We start from the raw sequence: 16,555 nt of genomic DNA, 5'->3' as shown, positions 1-16,555 counted from the left end.
CGGCCGCGGGCGACGGCGCTCCATGGCAACGGAGCCCATCGGCCGTGCTGGCGATTCCCTGTGGTGTTGCCGATGCCCCGTCCGGGCGCGGCCTGTGCGATACCCCGGCGCCGCCGCCCTGCCTTGCCGCTCTCGCGCCCCCCCCCCCGACGGGCTGGAGCTTATGCACGCGATGCGTTCACTTATTAACCCGGTGCGCACACTACGTTTAACGTAGTATCGGTGTCAAGCGCCCTTCCGGAAGCTTCTGTCCACCGAAGCCCGGGACACGCACGGCCTTGTCTGAGAAAAAAGAGCTCCCCGTCTACAGCGTGCGTCTGCGCGAAGCGCGGGAGACCTATGGCATTTCGCAGCGCAATCTCGGCATCAAGGCCGGACTGGACGATTTCGTCGCCAGCACCCGCATCAACCGCTATGAAACCGGCGTGCACCAGCCCGATCTGCAGATCCTGCAGCGCATCGCCGATGTCTTCGACGTGCCGGTGGCCTACTTCTTCGCCGAGGACGATGAACTGGCGGAGATGATCAAGAATTTCCGGCGCGGCAAGCAGCGCAAAAGCTGATCACTGACACGGCGACGCGTAGTTTTCCTACAGCCGCTTGCGTCAGACCGCCACATCGAATGGCGCAGTTCCCCTAGCCCAAACCCCTCCGCCACGCACAGGCACGTTCCGCGCGCCATCGCGCCCGACGCCGCCCCGCGCGCTACCCTGTCGCCCCCCGCATCGCCCGCGCATTCCCCGCTCTTCCGTCCATGACCGCTTCCTCCCACCGCGTCCAGGGCCTGGCCAACGACGAAGTACCCGCCGACTGGCCCGCCATCAACGGGCGCGAGATCGCATGGCTGCGCGGGCGCTTCCCGCAGCTGGAAGGCGCGGACACCGCGCTGTGGCACAGCCCGCGGCCGATGTCGGCGGCGGCCATCGTCGAGGGCGCGGCGGGGCGCCTGTTCGTCAAGCGCCACCACCACAGCGTGCGCGACGCGGCCACGCTGGGCGAGGAACACCGCTTCATCGCGCACCTGGCCGCCGCCGGCGTACCGGTGGTGCAGGTGCTGCGCGATCGCGATGGCTTCACCGCGGTCGAGCACGAAGGCTGGACTTATGAGCTGCACACGCTCGGCATCGGCGAGGACCTGTACCGCGATGCGGCGTCGTGGACGCCGCTGACCGACGTCGCCCAGGCATGCAATGCAGGGCGCATGCTGGCGCGCCTGCACCAGGCCGCCGCCAGCTACCTCGCACCGCAGCGCGGTACCCACCTGCTGGTGGCGCGCGACGACCTGATCCGCAGCCACGACCCCATCGCCGCGCTCAAGGCCGACCTGGGCAACCGCCCCGGGCTTGCGCGCTACCTGGCACGCATTCCGTGGGAAGAACAGCTGCGCCGCACCGTGCTGCCATGGCACGCGGGCCTGCCCGAACGCCTGCAGGCCGAACCACGGCTGTGGGCGCACAACGACTGGCACGTCTCCAACCTGCTCTGGCGCGATGGCGCGGTGAGCACGGTGCTCGACTTCGGCCTGGCCTCGCCCACCAGCGCGTTGCTCGACCTGGCCACCGCCATCGAACGCAACGCGGTCGCCTGGCTGGAACTGGAACGCGGTGCGCAGGCCGTACGCATCGACATCGCGCTGGCCCTGCTCGACGGCTACCGGCAGGTACTGCCGCTGTCGCCCGCGCGCGTGCACCTGCTTGCCGACCTGCTGCCGGTGGTGCACTTGGACTTCGCGCTGTCTGAAGTGGAGTACTTCGAAGGCATCACCGGCTCCACCGCGAACGCGGACGTGGCCTGGCAACCGTTCCTGCTCGGCCATGCGCAATGGTTCCGCAGCACCGAAGGCCAGGCGCTGCTGGCCGCGCTGCACGCCGCCGCCTGAATCCGCCAGCAAGCCAAAGCACGGCATTTGTGGTTCAATGCGCCCCTGAAGCGGGGGTGCCTGGGCTTGTCCAGGCTGAGAGAGTCCCTTGGAACCTGATCCGGTTTGCACCGGCGTAGGGAGCTTTGAGCAGCAGGCACACCGCCTTCGTGGCCGGTCGCGCGTGCGCGCCTTCGCTTCGTCTCCCCCACGGCTGATGACGAAACGAATGAACCGCTGCCACCGAATCTCGCTGTTGACCGCCGCGCTGAGCGCGGCCCTGCCGCTGCACGCCAGCTCCCTGGAAACCGCCGCCGACCGCTCGCCCACCGAGCTGTCCACCGTGCGCGTGCAGGCCAAGCAGCCCGGCGCCAAGGACACCCAGTCCAACAGCTTCGGCGCCGGCGACTGGAAGAACACCCCGGCCTCGATCAGCGTGCTCGACCGCGGCCTGCTCGACCAGCGCGTCGTGCGCACGCTGTCCGAACTGGCCACGAACGACGCCTCGCTGGGCGACAGCTACGCGCCGGTGGGCTACTACCAGAACATCGCCATCCGCGGCTTCGCGCTGGATACCGCCACCGGCTACCGCTTCAACGGCCTGACCATCGCCGGCGAGCAGCGCCTGGCGCTGGAGAACGTGCAGCAGGTGGAAATCCTCAAGGGCGAAGCCGGCCTGGCCGCTGGCGTGATCGCCCCGGGCGGCGTCATCAACTACGTCGGCAAGCGCCCGGCCGAAGTGCGCACCGTCACCCTCGGCACCGACGCGGAAGGTTCGCGCTATGCCGCCATCGATGTCGGCCACTGGCTGACGCCGCGCTTCGGCGTGCGCTTCAACGCGGCGTGGGACGACAGCAGCTCGTACATCGACCATGCCGATGGCCGCCGCAACTTCTACGCGATGGCCACCGACTGGCTGATCGGCGAGCGCGGCAAGCTCGAAGTGGACGCCAACTACCAGACCAGCGCGCAGCGCTCGGCCTCGGGCTACCAACTGCTGGGCGCCACCGCGCTGCCGCGCAACGTGGACCGCAAGCAGATGCTCGGCTACCAGCACTGGCAGAAGCCGGTGGGCATCGACAGCACCAACCTCACCGCGCTGCACACCTACGATTTCAGCCCGGCGTGGCAGTCGCGCGTGTCGGCCAGCCACAGCCGCTCGGTGATCGACGACAACGTCGCCTTCGCCTACGGCTGCTACTACGCCGCCGAATGCGCCGACGGCAGCGTGCCGGGCAACTACTTCGCGCCCAACGGCGACTACGACATCTACGACTACCGCAGCCCGGACGACACCCGCCGCAACCAGCAGCTGCGCGCCGAACTGCGCGGCCGCTTCGCCACCGGCGCGGTCGAGCACCAGCTGATGGTCGGCGCGGATTACTTCCGCCGCAGCGTGGACAAGCGCCGCAACGTCAACGAGTACGTTGGCACCGGCAACATCCACGACCGCGATGTGCCGCAGTTCGAGCCCTCGCCGCGCGAGCCCGGCCCGTCCGTGCGGCGCCTGGACAGCCGCCAGAAGGCGCTGTTCGTGCTGGATCGGGTGAGCTTCGCCAACGATTGGCAGTGGCTGGCCGGCGGCCGTTTCGTGCGCCTGGACGAGCGCGCCTGGGACAAGCGCGGCAACCTCGAGCGCGAGAGCCGCGTGTCGCACTTCCTGCCGCAGACCGCGCTGATCTGGAGCGCCAACGCGCAACTCAACCTGTACGCCAGCTACGTGCGCGGCATTGCGCTCGGCCAGGAGGCCCCGTTCTGGACCAGCAATGACGGCAACTTCCTGCCGTCGGTGCTGTCGCGCCAGGTCGAGGTCGGCGCCAAATACGCACCGTCCGATGCGCTGACGTTGGGTGCGGCGCTGTTCCGCATCAACCGGCCGTTCCAGTACGCAAAACCGGACGACAGCGACTACGGCTACACCTTCGTGCAGCAGGGCCAGCAGACCCACACCGGGCTGGAACTGAGCGCGCGCGGGCGCGTAAGCGACAACCTGCAGCTCACCGCCAGCGCCAGCGTGCTGCAGGCGCGCGCGCGCAATACCGGCACGCCAGCCTACGAAGGCCACCCGCTGATCAACGTGCCGACCACCCGCGCCAGCGTGCACGCCGACTACGCGTTGCCGTTCGTCGCCGGGCTGGGCCTCACCGGTGGCTGGCGCTACGCCTCCTCCAACGTCGCCACCGCCGACGGCCGCGTGCGTGCGCCCGGCTACAGCGTGGTGGATGCCGGCCTGCGCTTCCGGCATGAACTGCGGGGGCATGCGCTGGACTGGAACCTGTCGGTGGACAACCTGTTCAACCGCTTCTACTGGCGCGACACCGGCAGCAGCTCCGGCGACTATTACCTGTTCCCCGGCGCCCCGCGCCAGGCACGGCTGACGGTCACCGTCGCGCTATGAACCCGGCGATCCTGGAATGGTCGGCCGTCATCGCCAGCGCCCTGGGCGTCTGGCTGATGGCGCAGCGGCGCATGCTCGCCTGGCCGGTGGGGCTGCTCTCCGTCGGCCTCTACGCGCTGGTGTTCTTCGAGGCGCGGCTGTACTCGGACATGCTGCTGCAGGGCGCCTTCGCCGCATTCCTCGCCTACGGCTGGGCCAACTGGCACCGCCAGGACAAGCCCGACGGCCGCGTCGCCATCGTGCCGCTGGCAACCGACGCCGGCGCGCGCGATCTGGCCATGGGCGTGGCCTTCGGCCTCGCCCTGGGCGCGGCCATGCACACCTGGACCGACGCCGCCCTGCCCTGGCTGGACGCCCTGCTCGCCGCGCTCAGCCTGGTGGCACAGTGGTGGCAGGCGCGCCGCCACGCCGCCGCGTGGTGGCTGTGGATCGTGGTGGACGTGGTCTACGTGGGCATGTACGCGGTGAAATCGCTGCACGCCACCGCAGCGCTGTACCTGGTGTTCGTGGCGCTGGCCGCTGGAGGATTGCGGACTTGGAAGAAGGCGGCAAAAGCCGCCTGATCCACGAAGCCGCAATCCAGCACTGCGGCTTGCCCACCGCCACGCGACTTGCTGCAATATCGCCCTCTTCCGGAGGGCGATATGCAGGAAATCTGGGCTTGGCTGCTGGTGAACCCGGCACGGATCATGGTGCTGGTTTCAATCCTCTTTACCCTCGCTGTCCTGCGCGCCGAACATGGCGGCCGCAAGAGCGGTGGCAGCGGCTGGCTGACCCTGTTCCGCATCGGCGTCGGCATCATCTTCAGCGTAGTCACCGCCATCGTGGCGGCCTTCTTCGGCGGCATCGTCGCCTTCTTCGGTTATCTGGCGCTGCAGATCCTCGTCTGCGTGGTGGCCCCGGTGATACTCGTCGATCGCCTCTAGCAGCCAAAGCCGCGGGCAGAGTGAACGTATCCGCTCACACGCCACGCGCCATGTTGGCGGCTGCACTGCGCGCAGTGTCGCAATCGTCATCGGCATGCGCAGGCGCTCTTTGAACATTCATCGGGAAGCCAAGGTCAGAGTCGGGTTTCCAGAATGGCTACGTGCGCACCTCGGGCATCAATCGGGTGCGCGTCGTCACACCGCCGCGCGTCGACCGGGTGGGAAACAGGGGGGCGCCCCAGGACGGCAGCTCCGCATGTTTTCTGCATCAGAACCGGAAAGAAGCTACCCGCGCGCCTCTCCGCTTACTCCTTGCGAAACATACCCTTACAAGGCGCCATATCCCGAGTTGATTGACCGGGAAGCGTAAAAAACAAGTTCGCGCCCAAACCGCAACGGCCCACCCGAGGCAGCCGCATACGCAACCGCCGGCGAGGGTCCAGTTCTTGGCGCAGACCTCGACCCACCAGTAGCAATCGGGCATGGTGTCGGGGCAGCCTATGCCCAGGAATCGTATGGATACCGTTCCCGCCCCAGCAGCAAGCAATGCGCCCGCCGCGACGGCGACACCTCCCGCTGATGCGGGAACAGCCCTGCAAGAACTCAGCTTCCCCGCGCTCAATGCGGCATTGGATGACCACCTCGCACGAACAGGCGGCACCAAAGCCGGCCCATGGGAACGCTGGTCGCTGATCGTTGGCATCATCGGCGCCGGGCTGGGCATGTTGCTGGGCAATGTTCTATCCGGGAAGGCCGGAGTCATCGTCACCTTATCGGGCTTTGCCTTGGAAATCCTGGGCATTGGCACAACCCTATGCCTGCAGATACGCCGGGATTGGCGCCAGTTCCGCGACGCTCGCAGGGAACATGCGCGACATATCGAAGAGGGGTATACCCGGTACCAGCAGCTGGTCCAACAGGTACGTGCCTTTCCGCTGGAGCAGCGCCGCCTGCGCCTGCGCTACATCCGCGACCGGCGCACCACGATGCATGAGCGTCTGGGCCTATTCACCGGTGGAATGGACCGGCTGGGGGTGCTGCCCCTGCTCGTGGCGCTGTACCTGCAGTTCAAGGACTGGCGCTGGGACAACTGGAATGCATTTGCCAACATCACCTTCGTGCAAGGCGCGCTCGCGCTCTGGATACTCGTCGCCTATGCGCTTTCCTGGTACTTGATCCACCTTCGCGTCCGGGTGCAGGCCTACGAACTGCTCCTGGCCGAGGCCAATACACAGGACGGCGAGTAGTCGCAAACCGCGCTTCAGACATCCAGCCGCCCCTTCGCGATGACAGGCAAGGACATGCCCGACACCACGAACCGCCCCACATCACGGCTTGCTCCATTGCTGGCCTTGCTGCTCCTGCTGGCCTGGGCACTGCCGGCGGCAGCCGCCGACGTATGGGTGAACACCAGCTCGGGCGTCTACCACTGCCCCGGCGGGCAGTACTACGGCGCCACCAAACGCGGCCGCTTCATGTCAGAACGCGAAGCCGCGCAGCACGGGTATCGCGCCGCCTATGGCCGCACCTGCTCGCCCGGCGAGGCTGCCGCCGGCCGCCAACAAGTCATTCAACAGTTGACGCCGCCGGCCAAGACCGCTGCGCCGGCAGCCGCCACGCGCGTCTGGATCAACACCAGCTCGCACGTCTATCACTGCCCCGGCACGCGCTACTACGGCGCCACCAAGCAAGGCCGCTATGCCAGCGAGGCCGAAGCTGTCGCTAGCAGAAACCGGCCGGCGTATGGCGCCCGCTGCAACTGATGAGGACGCATCGCCTGCCTGCTACCCTGAATGGGCCAGATGATTGGAGGCAGGCATGACCAACGCGGTACTCACCACATCCGAAAGCTCTGCCTACGACGATCAGATCGAAGAGCGCTACCACTTCCCGGCCACCTATTTGAAGCAAGCGCAAGCCGCGGTAGGTGACTTCGTCCTCTATTACGAGCCACGCCGAACCACCGGGCCGCATAGCGCTACGGGGCGCCAGGCCTACTTCGCCATGGCAAGGCTCACCGCCGTTGAGGCGGATCCGCGCTCCGCGGACCACTACTACGCGCGAATCTCAGAGTTCATGGAGTTCGACCGTGCCGTCCCTTTCAAGGAGGGCGGCCACTACTACGAATCCATGCTCAAGAAGGAGGACGGGAGTACCAACAAGGGGGCGTTCGGGCGGTCGGTGCGCAATATCCCACTCAACGAGTTCGCCGCCATCGTGCAGGCTGGGTTCGCGACCGAGTTGGAACCGTGGGAGGCCCCCACACCGGACGAGCCGATGTTCGACATGAGCCAGGCGGAAGAAGCGCCGCCAGAGTACGTGCCCCGCGCCATAGTCCAACACGTCATCAACCGGAAGTTCCGCGATGCGCGCTTCAGGCACCACGTGCGCAGCGCCTATGACAAGACCTGCGCGGTCACTGGCCTGCGCCTGATCAACGGCGGCGGCCGCCCCGAAGTGGAGGCCGCCCATATCCGCCCCGTCGAGAACGATGGGCCAGATACCGTGCGTAACGGCATTGCGCTAACGGGAACGGCGCACTGGCTGTTTGATCGCGGGCTGATGAGCTTCTCCGATGACTACGACATCCTGCTCTCGCCGCACGGCGTGCCCGACGGGCTGGACAAGCTGATCCGCCACGAAAGGAAGCTCATCCTTCCCGACAATCCCGCATGGCGGCCCCACCCCATCTATCTCCAGTGGCACCGCCGGGAAAGATTCAAAGCCTGATAACCGCGCTGCCGGCTGCCGCACTGTGCCCATCGGCCCATGACATTCGGCCTTGGACAGCGCACAACGGGGTTTGCCACGATCGGGCATCCAACGCTGACAGGAAGGCTGATCGCATGACGCTGTCACTGCGCTCCATCGCGCTTGCCGCCGCAATACTGATCGCCACTGCGCCGTTGGCCCCGGCGTCCGGCGCCCCGCAGACTGCCGTGCAGCAGACACCCGTGCGCACGCTGCTGCCCACCCAGTTCGAGAACAACCGCATCTTCGTCGCGCCGCGGCTCGCCGATGGCGCCACGGTGCTTTTCTATACCGACAGCGGCGGCGGGCTGAACGCCATCCGTGAGGACATCGTGCAGCGCCTGGGCCTGGCCGCCGGGGCGGATGTGGAGGAACCGGGGCAACCGCCCATCAAGACCGTGCGGTGGCCGGAGTTCGTGCCCGACGCCTCCATTCCCCCTCCCGAACGGGACCAATTCATGCAAGGCCAGCTGGCGGTTGTGCCGGCGGAGGGCTTCGGCGAAGGCCCCATGCTGGATGAAGGATTTCTTGGCAGCCGCTGGTTCGCCTGGCGGGTATGGGAATTCGATTACCCCGCGCGTTCGCTCCACGTGCTGCAGGGCTGGTCCGCGCCGGAGGGAACCCCCAGCACACCGATGACCATGTTGCCGGAGCGCAACATGTATTGGCCGCGCGTGCAGATCGAGATTGATGGAGAACAGCTCGACATGTTGTTCGATACCGGTGCGCAGATAACCCTGGGCCCCGATGGCGCAAAGGCGCTCGGCCAGGCCGAGGGCACGCGTGTGGCGGGCAGCTTCATCACAGCCCGCCAGTACCGCAAGTGGCGCGACGCGCATCCGGACTGGCCTGTCGCCGTGAAGGGCGACCACGGCATGCCGATGATCCAGGTACCCAACGTGCGCATTGCCGGCAAGGACACGGGCCCGGCCTGGTTCGCTGCCCGGCCGGACCGCAACTTCACCGAATACATGTCGTCGATGACCGACGCCCCGGTCGAAGGGGCCATCGGCGGCTCCGCATTCGGCCGCTTGCGGCTGGTGGCTGACTATCCCGCGCAGAGGCTTTACGTACTGCCCTGAGCAGTATGCGGATTCACAGGCTCACACCTGCGACTCGATCACCAAGCGCCCCTCCTGCGCAGTGATGCGCAGCTTGGCGCCGATGGCAAAGCCAAGTTGTTCCAGCCATAGACCGCTGAGCCGCAGATGCGGAACGGCCTGGTCGCCGCCGTGGTCGTAGGCGCCGGCGTAATGGGTGTAGCTGACGGTGCATTGGCGGGGCCGGCGTGCGCGGCGGGGTGCGCTCAGGCTGCCGGGGCGGGTGGGTAGCGGATCGGGTTGGAGGTCCGGTGGTGGCAGGGGCGGCAAGGCGTCGAGGAGCGCTTGTGCGGTTGCTTGCCACGAGTAGCAGACTGACTGCTTGCCAGCTGAGGCACCGGAGGCGCGGCGGCGGCTCATGGAGCCTCCTCAGCGTCGCAGGCGGATTGGGCCGGGCAGCTGCATTCGCGCAGGGCGAAATTGATACGCATGGACAGGCTGCGCAGGCATTGCGCCAGCACGCCGGGCTGGCAGAGCAGGTGCGCGGTGAGATCGTGGTTGCCCTGCTCGGTGGCCACCAGTGCGGCCAGCCGCTGCATTACGTCGCCCACTTCAAGCAGCAGGGCGTGCGCGCCCTCGGGCAACAGGTAACCCGGCACGGGAGCCGGTGGGGATGGTGCGGTGTACATGGCAACGCCCTCCTGGAATACGCCAAGTACCGCCGCCCGAAGGCGACGGGATGTCGGGAGGTTCGAAACCGTACATAGTCGGCGGGCGTATTTCCCCGAAGGGTGTTGTATTAGCCGCCCTCCCGACGCAGGCATTGCGTCGGCTTGTACCCCAGATCAGGCACAAAAAACCCACCGGTTTGACGGAGGTGGGTACCGCTATGTACGGAGTTTCGACGCTCCTTGTCACCAGAGTGGCTCCAGTCGAAATCTATGTCAAGAGCTCTTAGATCCTGACCAGTCCCAGATGAAAGTTGCTCTTCGCCATCACTTCGTCACATGGAAGATCATCCATGTAGCGATTGAGCTGGAATGGATACTTCTTACCCTCATCTCCGTACTAGTCCTACACTTCAGCCAACCTTCGGACTACACTCGGCCCCATAAGGAAACGGGGTAGCTACAACAAGGAGGGGGCCTTGCGACTGGTATCGGAAACTGTAGATGACATTCAATATCGAGTGTTGTCAAAGCTTCTCAATAAATCCACCTCGATTGTCCAAGCAACACGTGGAGAGTTTCGAGAGATCCTTGGATCAACACTAGTTCTGACCAATCCTAGGGCTCGCCTCGGAAGAGGCATAAGGCAGGGACGGCTCTTTAGTGGACTAGGCGAACTTCTATGGTATTTGTCGGGCTCCAACAGTCTCGACTTCATATCGTATTACATACCCAAGTATCGCGACGAATCCTCAGATGGAGTGACAATTAAAGGATCGTACGGCGAGAGAATCTTTAGATCAGAACAAATACACCGTATCCTTGCGTTACTGAAGAATAGAAAGACCAGCAGGCGAGCTGTTCTTCAGATATTTATGCCAGAGGATCTACAGAACCCTAAAGAGGTTCCCTGCACAATATCTCTACAGTTCTTTTCAAGAAACAACATGCTTGATCTCATTGTATCAATGAGATCCAACGATGCTCTCATCGGACTCCCCCATGATATTTTCTCATTCACAATGATCCAAGAAATTGCCGCCCGCCACCTTGGACTAGAATTAGGAAAGTATATTCACTTCGTGGGCAGCCTTCATTTATATAGCCAGCAAGTAAAAGACGCCGAAGATTATATTGCCGACGGCTTACAGCGACGTGTAGCTATGCCGGCCATGCCGATTGGAGATCCATTCCCAAGGATTCAAGCCCTTGTTGACGCTGAGCGCCATATTAGGGAAACCGGCAAGACTCCGGGAAGTACTAAAAACATGGAAAATTACTGGGCTGATTTTGTAACGCTTCTCAGAGCTTACCATTATATTAGAAAGAAAGACAGCAAGGGGCTCCATAGAATGAAAGAGCGCCTAACCACAGATCACTACCATCAGTATATTGAGATGAGAGCTCGAAAAATTATGGAAAATAGAGCTCCAGATCCTTTGTCAATTCAGAACCTTCTTGAACTCTCACCAGAATAAAGCGATCCCATGCGCAAGAGAGATAAAAACAGCTTCGAGGCTATCTACAAAAAGCTAGATACCGAGACTCATAATGGAAACCTGCCTGGCCTAGAGCAAGCAGGAGCCATTGAATCAATCGCCCTACAGATAATCGAAAGCCAACGGCGAATTGATTTCGTGAAAACGGCAGCAATGCGCCCACTTTCCCCAGAAAGAGCCAACCCTAATTCGACTATCTTTGACCCAATCCGAGCAGCCATAATTAATAGGCGTCAAGGAGACATTGATGAAGCGTCTTGGCTTGTATTTCTCTCAACCCACTTCGGGCACAACCTAAGAACCAAATGGCGGCTGACGCGTGACGTCTATGGAGCTCTAGGCAAGAAGAAATGGACATGGGCACGCGTCTCTCATGATCCACATCATTTCCGGAAATGGCTAGATGAAAACCAAGCCACTTTACGCGGAGGGGACGGAGTTAAGCGAAGCTTCGGGAATCATAGAAAATACACATCCCTTGATGCTTGGAAGCAAAACGCAACGGGACATGCAGTGACCACCTATGTCGACTGGATTCAGGCAAATGGTGGCCATGAATTGCTTTTTGAAAAAACTCTCGCAAATTCTCTGGGAGACGGGGGGGGCGCGTTTGATGAGCTTTATAGGTCAATGCATGTGGTCGCCAGCTTTGGGCGCATCGGGCGATTCGACTATTTAACCATGATTGGGAAAACCGGCATCTCGCCCATTACACCGCCATCACCCTATCTAAATGGCGCTACTGGCCCATTACTCGGCGCAAGGCTACTATTTGGCGCGAACGGGAACGTTGCCGAATATGAAAGAAAGATGATAAACCTCGGAAAAATCCTTGGCTTTAACATGCAAGTAATGGAAGACTCCATATGCAACTGGCAAAAAAGCCCTATAAAATTCAAGCCATTTCGAGGCTAACCCCACTCCACTTAAATCGCGTCTTCAAATAGTTGAATTGATTAAATCGGACTTTCTTTCTGTATTGAAGCTGACCAACAATCAAGCCCGGCGAAACGCCGAGGCTCTTAGCCAGCCTGGCGATACCAAATTTACTCAGCGAAACATTATCAATATCACCCTCGCGCTCAGGGGGAATAATTACCTTAGCAGCGAAATTATTGGCCTCAACCTCTTCCTTGGGAGTAATCCCATTTTCCACCTCAATCGATATCATCTCCCCATGAAGCAAAAGATGAGCCGCCTCATGGAAGAGAGAAAACCAAAAATGGTCATCAGTTAAATGTCGCGAGCTTAATGAAATCAATCCGACCCCATCATCGAATCTTGCGATCCCGCTGACAGGGCATCCTACGGGTGCGGGAACGATGCAAAGAGCAACTCCATACCTAGAAAAAACACCTCTAATCTTTGGCATGAAAATCGCAGGATCATGGAGTGTGCTGAAGCGACGAACTTCGGAAAGGCAAGCACTGAAGCCCTCAGGATTCCAGCGGTCAACCGCCAGAGACTCAGCCTGAATTTTCGCCGCTCGATACCAAGCAGAAACTGCTCCAATTTCCATATCGAAGCTAGCAGAGCGCCTAAAAGCAAGGGCTTCCTCTACCCTGCCAAACTGGCACTCAAATTCGTCTACAGATCTAACACCCATAAAATTTACAGCGGCCAATATAGCCTCGCTCTCAGTTCCGCCAGATGATATCCAGCCGAACCTACGCATATCCGCTAATGGAAATTTCACTTCACGCTGGAGTTTCAGGGCTGCACTCAAAAGAGAGTCTTGATAGCGACTGTAGCGATTTACCCAGAAAGATTTACTGGCTCCCAGTGTTAATGCGAGCTGCTCCGCAATTGGAGCATCCAACGGTCTTCTCCCCTCTAGTAGCTCTTCAAACGCTGCGAAGTCCATTTCAAGTGACTTCGCTAACGTCTTTCGACTGAGGCCATGCCGCGCCCCCAGCGCCAGGATAGTATCTCCTGGAGGAGACACCCAATCCGGATCAAAGCACTCAAGAGGCTTCATCGGATTTCCTTACGTTATCAAGCCGAATACCTACAGGCGACCCATCCCTAACAATGCGCACCTTATCCATGGAGCACTCCACAACCACACCATTATCTAATTCAAACACTACTAAATGATCATCTTTAGAATAAGATGCATAGGGCAGATCCTCAAAGCCATCAGCAGCTTCCAGGTCAGCAACAAACCCCTTAAGCGTCACGGCCGCAGGAGAGCCAAGCCGTCTGACCGCAACCTGCCCCTTCTCGCACAAATCTCGCACCTGCATATTTGCAAAAGTTAAGTGCACGGCAGAAGTCTGCTCTAAATCACTTTATGGAAGATAGTGTAAAAAACGCGGGAAATTCATATAAAAAAAACGGCCCCCGACGTCGGGAGCCATTTCTTTAGAGGAACTTAAACCCCAACAGGATTCGCCTTCTCCGGATCAATGTTGTACTGCTTGATCGCCCGGGCCACGTCCTTCGCGGTCATCTTGCCGTCCTTCGCCAGCGCCGCGATGGCGGCGTGGGCGATGTAGTAGCGGTCCACCTCGAAGAAGCGGCGCAGGTTGGCGCGGGTGTCGGAGCGGCCGAAGCCGTCAGTGCCCAGTACCGAGTAGGTCATCGGCACGAAGGCGCGGACCTGGTCGGCGTAGGCGCGGACGTAGTCAGTTGCGGCGATGGCCGGGCCCTGGCGGCCTTCCAGCAGTTGGGTGACGTAGGGCTTGCGCTGTTCGGCTTCCGGGTGGAGGCGGTTCCAGCGCTCGGCGTCGAAGCCGTCGCGGCGCAGTTCGTTGAAGCTGGGGCAGGACCAGATGTCGGCGGTGACGCCGAAGTCCTTGTCCAGCAGTTCGGCCGCGGCGATGGCTTCGCGCAGGATGGTGCCGCTGCCCAGCAGCTGCACGCGCAGTTCGCCCTTCTTGGGCTTGCCGGCGTCGGTGAGCAGGTACATGCCCTTGATGATGCCGTCGGCTGCACCTTCCGGCATGGCCGGGTGGGTGTAGTTTTCGTTCATCAGGGTGATGTAGTAGTACTCGTCGATCTGGTCTTCCATCATGGCCTTGGTGCCATGCTGGAGGATCACGGTGACTTCGTAGCCGAAGGTGGGGTCGTAGCTGCGCACATTCGGAATGCCGCCGGCCACCATGTGGCTGAAGCCGTCCTCGTGCTGCAGGCCTTCGCCGTTGAGCGTGGTGCGGCCGGCGGTGCCGCCGAGCAGGAAGCCGCGGGTACGCATGTCCGCCGCCTGCCAGGCCAGGTCGCCCACGCGCTGGAAGCCGAACATCGAGTAGTAGATGTAGAACGGCAGCATCGGCACGTTGCTGACCGAGTAGCTGGTGCCGGCGGCCATCCACGAGGCGATGGCGCCCGGCTCGCTGATGCCCTGCTGCAGCACCTGGCCGCTCTGGTCTTCGCGGTAGTACATGAGCTGGTCGGCGTCGACCGGCTTGTACTTCTGGCCGTACGGGGCGTAGATGCCGATCTGGCGGAACAGGCCTTCCATGCCGAAGGTGCGGGCTTCGTCGGCGACGATGGGCACCAGGCGCGGGCCCAGCTCCTTGTCGCGCAGGCTGATGTTCAGCGTCTGCACGAAGGCCATGGTGGTGGAGTAGCTGCGCTCGCCCGAATCCTTGAGCAGGCGCTCGTAGGTTTCGAGCTTGGGGGCGTTGAAGGATTTGTCGGCCTTCTGCCGGCGCTGCGGCAGGTAGCCGCCGAGCGCGGTGCGGCGCTCCTGCAGGTACTGCACTTCCGGCGAATCCGGGCCCGGGTGGTAGAACGGCACCTGGCCGTCCTTGAGCTGTTCGTCGGTGACCGGGATGTTGAAGCGGTCGCGGAAGTGGCGCACCGCTTCGTCGTCCAGCTTCTTGGTCTGGTGGGTGGGGTTGAGCGCCTCGCCGGCGCTGCCCATGCCGTAGCCCTTGACCGTCTTGGCCAGGATGACGGTGGGCATGCCCTTGGTGTTCACGGCCTGGTGGTAGGCGGCGTACACCTTGTGCGGGTCATGGCCGCCGCGGTTCAGGCGCCAGATGTCGTCGTCGGACAGGCTGGCCACCATGGCGGCGGTTTCCGGGTACTTGCCGAAGAAATGCTCGCGCGTGTACGCGCCGCCGAAGGCCTTGCAGTTCTGGTATTCGCCGTCGACGGTTTCCATCATCAGCTTCTTGAGGACGCCGTTGGTGTCCTTGGCCAGAAGCGGATCCCAGTAGGAGCCCCACAGCAGCTTGATGACGTTCCAGCCGCCGCCGCGGAACACGCCTTCCAGTTCCTGGATGATCTTGCCGTTGCCGCGCACCGGGCCGTCCAGGCGCTGCAGGTTGCAGTTGACCACGAAGATCAGGTTGTCCAGGCCTTCGCGGCCGGCAAGTGCAATCGCGCCCAGGGTTTCCGGCTCGTCGCTCTCGCCGTCGCCGATGAAGCACCACACCTTGCGGTCGGACTTCTCGATGAGGCCGCGGTTTTCCAGGTAGCGCATGAACTGCGCCTGGTAGATGGCCGCCAGCGGGCCCAGGCCCATGGACACGGTGGGGGTCTGCCAGAAGTCCGGCATCAGCCACGGGTGCGGGTAGGACGACAGGCCGCCGCCGTCCACTTCCATGCGGAACTTGTCCAGCTGCTGCTCGTCGATGCGGCCTTCCAGGAAGGCGCGCGAGTAGATGCCCGGGGCGCTGTGGCCCTGGATGAACAGCAGGTCGCCCGGGTGGCTCTCGCTGGGGGCGCGCCAGAAGTGGTTGAAGCCCACGTCATAGAGCGTGGCGCCGGAGGCGAAGGAGGCGATGTGGCCGCCCAGGTCGCCCGGCTTGCGGTTGGCGCGCACCACGGTGGCCATCGCGTTCCAGCGGATGATGGAGCGGATGCGCCATTCCAGCTCGGCGTTGCCGGGGCTCTTGGCCTCCAGCTGCGGCTCGATGGTGTTGACGTATTCGGTGGTGGGGGAGAACGGCAGGAACGCGCCCGAACGACGGGTCAGCTCAACCATGCCTTCCAGCAACTGATGCGCGCGCTCGGGGCCCTCGACATCGATAACGGCCTTCAACGACTCGATCCACTCCTGGGTTTCCAGGGGGTTCGGGTCGTTGTTCAGCACTTCATTCAACCAGTTCATTGGCGCTCCCAGTTACGGCACGCACGCGCGCGCTTGTTCAGTAGTTTTGAACCGCAAAGTGTAGCGCACCCGCCCGCCCTCAAAGCTGGCTACGGCTGCGTATGGCCTTGCGGATCGCGGTGTCTGGCGGACAGGAAGCGACAGGCAGATGGCCGCCGGCGGGACAGCGACGGACAGGCACGACACCCTGCCCGCCTGCGTTCCGCTCCCACCCGTAGAGCGGGGCAACGCCCCGCTGGGGCATTACCTGCGAAGGCCCCGCCGGGCGATGCCCGGCGCTACAGAACACCGTGTTCCCTGTAGAGCGGGGCAACGCCCCGCTGGAGCTTCACCGGGTAAGCCCCGCCGGGCGA

16 protein-coding genes and 1 riboswitch are annotated in these 16,555 nt (G+C 62.6%); of the genes, 11 read left to right on the top strand and 5 right to left on the bottom strand.

What is annotated here, in order from left to right; genetic code table 11:
* The first annotated feature begins 278 nt into the window (after window positions 1–278).
* The 9 genes from QMX80_RS07810 to QMX80_RS07770 all read left to right on the top strand — a co-directional run bounded on the left by QMX80_RS07810 (window position 279) and on the right by QMX80_RS07770 (window position 9,015).
* Complete coding sequence (locus QMX80_RS07810) at window positions 279–563, top strand: helix-turn-helix transcriptional regulator (RefSeq protein WP_055766165.1); 285 nt, start codon at window positions 279–281, stop codon at window positions 561–563.
* Window positions 564–754: 191 nt separating this feature from the next.
* Entirely contained in the window at window positions 755–1,879 is a 1,125-nt protein-coding gene (locus QMX80_RS07805) for a phosphotransferase (RefSeq protein WP_282276312.1), read from the top strand.
* A gap of 42 nt (window positions 1,880–1,921) precedes the next feature.
* A riboswitch (TPP riboswitch) is annotated at window positions 1,922–2,018 on the top strand.
* A 69-nt stretch (window positions 2,019–2,087) separates the two neighbouring features.
* The gene (locus tag QMX80_RS07800) at window positions 2,088–4,256 is read left to right on the top strand and encodes a TonB-dependent siderophore receptor (protein ID WP_282276310.1); all 2,169 of its coding nucleotides are present in this window, start codon (window positions 2,088–2,090) and stop codon (window positions 4,254–4,256) included.
* A complete protein-coding gene (gene pnuC, locus QMX80_RS07795; RefSeq protein WP_200911345.1) occupies window positions 4,253–4,819 on the top strand; it encodes a nicotinamide riboside transporter PnuC in 567 nt (188 codons plus the stop codon). The genes QMX80_RS07800 and pnuC overlap by 4 nt, the downstream gene beginning before the upstream one ends.
* Window positions 4,820–4,900: 81 nt before the next feature.
* Window positions 4,901–5,182: a hypothetical protein gene (locus QMX80_RS07790; RefSeq protein WP_282276307.1), complete on the top strand. Its 282-nt coding sequence runs from the start codon at window positions 4,901–4,903 to the stop codon at window positions 5,180–5,182.
* A 515-nt stretch (window positions 5,183–5,697) separates the two neighbouring features.
* Window positions 5,698–6,429 carry a hypothetical protein gene (locus QMX80_RS07785; protein ID WP_282276306.1) on the top strand — a complete coding sequence of 244 codons (732 nt, stop codon included), beginning with the start codon at window positions 5,698–5,700 and terminating at the stop codon, window positions 6,427–6,429.
* Window positions 6,430–6,483: 54 nt separating this feature from the next.
* Window positions 6,484–6,945 carry a hypothetical protein gene (locus QMX80_RS07780; RefSeq protein WP_282276304.1) on the top strand — a complete coding sequence of 154 codons (462 nt, stop codon included), beginning with the start codon at window positions 6,484–6,486 and terminating at the stop codon, window positions 6,943–6,945.
* Between the two features lie 55 nt (window positions 6,946–7,000).
* Complete coding sequence (locus QMX80_RS07775) at window positions 7,001–7,912, top strand: HNH endonuclease (RefSeq protein ID WP_282276303.1); 912 nt, start codon at window positions 7,001–7,003, stop codon at window positions 7,910–7,912.
* Window positions 7,913–8,028: 116 nt separating this feature from the next.
* On the top strand, window positions 8,029–9,015 hold the full coding sequence (locus QMX80_RS07770) for a hypothetical protein (RefSeq protein WP_282276302.1): 987 nt from the start codon (window positions 8,029–8,031) through the stop codon (window positions 9,013–9,015).
* Between the two features lie 21 nt (window positions 9,016–9,036).
* On the opposite strand, the gene QMX80_RS07765 is transcribed toward QMX80_RS07770, so the two are convergent.
* Together QMX80_RS07765 and QMX80_RS07760 are read right to left on the bottom strand one after the other, a co-directional pair.
* A complete protein-coding gene (locus QMX80_RS07765; RefSeq protein WP_282276301.1) occupies window positions 9,037–9,393 on the bottom strand; it encodes a SymE family type I addiction module toxin in 357 nt (118 codons plus the stop codon).
* Window positions 9,390–9,662, bottom strand: coding sequence for a hypothetical protein (locus QMX80_RS07760; protein WP_282276300.1), 273 nt, complete (start codon window positions 9,660–9,662; stop codon window positions 9,390–9,392). The genes QMX80_RS07765 and QMX80_RS07760 overlap by 4 nt, the downstream gene beginning before the upstream one ends.
* Before the next feature lie 500 nt (window positions 9,663–10,162).
* Between QMX80_RS07760 and QMX80_RS07755 the strand changes: the two genes are divergently transcribed.
* Both QMX80_RS07755 and QMX80_RS07750 read left to right on the top strand, forming a co-directional pair.
* Entirely contained in the window at window positions 10,163–11,119 is a 957-nt protein-coding gene (locus QMX80_RS07755) for a thymidylate synthase (RefSeq protein ID WP_282276339.1), read from the top strand.
* A 9-nt stretch (window positions 11,120–11,128) separates the two neighbouring features.
* Entirely contained in the window at window positions 11,129–12,055 is a 927-nt protein-coding gene (locus QMX80_RS07750) for a hypothetical protein (RefSeq protein ID WP_282276299.1), read from the top strand.
* On the opposite strand, the gene QMX80_RS07745 is transcribed toward QMX80_RS07750, so the two are convergent.
* The 3 genes from QMX80_RS07745 to aceE all read right to left on the bottom strand — a co-directional run bounded on the left by QMX80_RS07745 (window position 12,036) and on the right by aceE (window position 16,202).
* Window positions 12,036–13,118 carry an ImmA/IrrE family metallo-endopeptidase gene (locus QMX80_RS07745; RefSeq protein WP_282276297.1) on the bottom strand — a complete coding sequence of 361 codons (1,083 nt, stop codon included), beginning with the start codon at window positions 13,116–13,118 and terminating at the stop codon, window positions 12,036–12,038. The genes QMX80_RS07750 and QMX80_RS07745 overlap by 20 nt on opposite strands.
* Window positions 13,105–13,407, bottom strand: a complete 303-nt coding sequence (locus QMX80_RS07740; protein WP_282276295.1) for a hypothetical protein — start codon at window positions 13,405–13,407, stop codon at window positions 13,105–13,107. Before QMX80_RS07740 ends, QMX80_RS07745 begins: the two co-directional genes overlap by 14 nt.
* Before the next feature lie 107 nt (window positions 13,408–13,514).
* Window positions 13,515–16,202, bottom strand: a complete 2,688-nt coding sequence (aceE, locus tag QMX80_RS07735; protein ID WP_282276294.1) for a pyruvate dehydrogenase (acetyl-transferring), homodimeric type — start codon at window positions 16,200–16,202, stop codon at window positions 13,515–13,517.
* Between the last annotated feature and the right edge of the window lie 353 nt (window positions 16,203–16,555).

The organism is Stenotrophomonas sp. PS02297 (assembly GCF_029959705.1).
GTDB classification, from domain to species: domain Bacteria; phylum Pseudomonadota; class Gammaproteobacteria; order Xanthomonadales; family Xanthomonadaceae; genus Stenotrophomonas; species Stenotrophomonas nitritireducens.
Note: the sequence above shows the minus strand (reverse complement) of the source record. Positions and strands in the feature narration are given on the sequence as shown.